The 2,956-nt window shown below is 70.3% G+C and carries 2 protein-coding genes; both read right to left on the reverse strand.

Going from position 1 to position 2,956, the window contains the following annotated elements; genetic code table 11:
* Positions 1-48 precede the first annotated feature (48 nt).
* Positions 49-1,290 (reverse strand): DUF5667 domain-containing protein, encoded by a 1,242-nt coding sequence (locus ACWGDB_RS41865; protein ID WP_453827281.1) that lies wholly within the window; start codon positions 1,288-1,290, stop codon positions 49-51.
* Positions 1,291-1,537: 247 nt separating this feature from the next.
* Entirely contained in the window at positions 1,538-2,311 is a 774-nt protein-coding gene (locus ACWGDB_RS41870; RefSeq protein WP_453827282.1) for an ECF subfamily RNA polymerase sigma factor, BldN family, read from the reverse strand.
* Positions 2,312-2,956: the final 645 nt, after the last annotated feature.

A 2,956-nucleotide genomic window follows, 5' to 3' on the forward strand; every position in this document is an offset into this window, starting at 1 on the left:
CTCTTGAGGAGGGGCGCCCCGTCGACGTATGACCTGGCTGTACGGCTGCTAGTTCGCGTCCTCGCTGTCGATGCCCAGGCCGGGCAGGAGGCCCGGGAGGAGGGGCGGGAGGGTGACGGCGGGTTCGGTGCTCGGGGTGGACGTGGACGGTGAGGCGCTGCCGGTGTCCTTCGGCGGGTCGAGCAGGCCGCCGGTGTTTCCGCCGAGGAGACCTTCGCCCTCGCCGGTGGAGCCCTCGGCCGACTTGCTGGGGCTGCTGGACCGGTTGCCGTCGGAGGAGCCGCTGCCGCCCGCGCTGGGGCGGGCCGACCGGTCGGACCCGGACGTACCTGTGGATGCCGATCCGGAACTGCCCTGCCGCTTTCCGTCGCCGCCCGGTGCCGGGGTCGGCGGGAGGAGGGACTGCAGCGGGGCGACCTCTTCGTCTATGGCGTCGAAGACCGAGGACACCTGGTCACTGACGTCCCCGAGCTGGAGGGGAAGCCGCTCGCGCAGGACGCCCCACGCCGCTCGGTGCGAGCGTGAGAAGGCGGAGAGGGCCTGGATGGGCCCCAAGGAACCCGGGTCGCGCTCGTACGCCTCACGGAGCAGGCGGTGCCCCTCCGAGGCGTCGTGGCGCATGCCGGACAGAGCACGGCGGACCTCGCCGACCGACTCGTGGTCGAGCTGTCCGCCGCGGCCGCGCTCCATCAGCCTGCGGGCCTCGCTCAGCCGGGTGGAGGCCTGGTCGAGATACGTTCGCCCGCGCTCGTCGTCGCCGTCGGCCAGGACGTTGAGCTTGAAGTCCTCGATGCCGCGCTTGAGGCCGTAGAGAGAGTCACCGGGCAGGGCCTCGGAACTCGCGGCCGAGACTCCGCCGAAGGCTCCCGCGGCGACTCCTACACTGAGCCCGCCCGCGGTCAGGCCCTTGGCCAGCCGGGAACGCGGGCGGAACTTGCCCAGCGGGGACGCCCTGTGCGCGCCCCGCGCCCGGTGCGAACGCTGCTCGGGCAGGGCGGGACTCGCCTCGCCCGCCGCGGTGCCCTCCTGCATCATGGCCTCCATCGCGGCCACGAGCTGGGCCCTCTGGACGACCTTGACCTCTGGGTCGAGCACGGGCTTGGGCAGCTCGTCCAGACTCGCGGTGAGGGCCAACAAGCGCCCCCGCTCGGTCTGTTCCGCAGCAGCCGGCGCCGGTGCCGGTCCATCGCACTGCTCGGCCTGCTCGGCCGCCGAGACCCGGTCGGTCAGCTCCTCCAGGGCCTGGGCGAAGGCGTTCGCCCGCCGGTGCGCCGATACGTTCGCGATCACTGGCGGCACCTCCTCTCGTCATCACGGTCGACTCCCCAGGGGGTCCTGAGGGTTGCACGCCCTGACCGAATCCACACGATCGAGTGATCAGAGTCGGCCAGAGAGTGACCACAGGGAGCCTGCATCCCGCACAACGAGTGGCTTGGCACTTGGGTTACGGACGGAGGAAGAACGGGTCGCGAAGTCAACGGACTTTCACCGAGGGTGAGTTGAAGGTAGCGGAGTGTGCTGGTTCGTCAGGGGCCGCTCAGCGGGCGTCTTCCGGGAGCAGCCGGGCGAGGGTGCGCACGGCGCGGTACTGGAGGGTCTTGATGGCGCCCTCGTTCTTGCCCATGACGCGGGCGGTCTCGGCGACGGAGAGGCCCTGGAGGAATCGGAGGGTGACGCACTCCTGCTGCTGGGGGTTGAGGCGTCGTACGGCATCGAGGAGGGCGGCGTTGGAGAGGGACTCGAGGACGGAGTCCTCCGGGGAGCGCTCGACCTCGTTGGCGTCGAGCATCTCGCCGGTGGTCACCTCCAGCCGGAAGCGGCTGGACTTGAAGTGGTCGGCGACGAGGTTACGGGCGATGGTGACGAGCCAGGCGCCGAAGTCCCGGCCCTGCCAGGTGAAGGTGCCGATCCGGCGGAGTGCGCGCAGAAAGGTCTCGCTTGTGAGGTCCTCGGCGGTGGCCTTACCTCCCACCCGGTAATAGATGTAGCGATAGACGGTGTCGCTGTACTGGTCGTAGAGCCGGCCGAACGCGTCGGCCTCGCCGGCCTGCGCGCGTTCCACGAGATCCATCATTCGAGCGCTGTCGCTGTCGGCGGCCGGCCGGCGGGCGGTTGCCGCGCCGGCGGAGCGTCCGCGTCTGCCGACGGCGGCGCTGCCGTCGGCGAGCGCGTAGCACGGGCCTACGGGCGCGGTGGTTACGGCGAGGACGGGGACGGCGTACGCGGTGGGGACGAAGCCGCGCAACAGGTTGTGGACCGTTGCGCGCAGCGTAGCCAGGCCCGAGGCGTCAACCCCGACGTGTGGGTACACGGGACTCCCAGAGGCAGAGCTTCCATCACGTGCAGTGCGGGACCGTTCACCCGTCGTAGCGACGGAGGGGTACCGGATTGCGTCTGAGGAGAATAACGCTTCGTGCAGGCACTGCTACGCCCAGTTGCTCAAATCATCGATTGCGTCTCTTCCGTAACCGATTGACGTCCTATCAAGTGCCGGAGAGTGACCGGTTGTTGATCGAAGTCTTCCGTGTTCCGGCTTACTCCAGGGCGTGTTGTGGCCGTGTGCAGCCAAGGGGACTGGACAGGGGGTTGTGGGGGTAGGGGGTGCGGATTGGCTGGCCGCCCGGGCGTGGTCAACTTGCTGCCCCTGAACGTTCCTCGCCCCCGCCGCCCCTACCCTTCCCGTCCTTGAAGGGGCTCCGCCCCTTCGACCCCGGCCAGGGGGCGCAGCCCCCTGGACCCCCATCGGCCTGAACGGCCTCGTCCTCAAACGCCGGACGGGCTGGAATGCCTGGACCGGCACTGGAAAGTGACCCGCAGGGCGACCGTGGTGATGGCGTACCCCCGCGGCGCCGCACCCGCGTACGGCGGCAAGGGGACGTGCCGGGGGGTGTCCGCCCGCAGTGGCCGGCGTCAACACGCGGTACCTCTTGGCCTAAGGCGACCGCCGGTCCGAGGA

Source organism: Streptomyces sp. NPDC055013, from assembly GCF_053608645.1.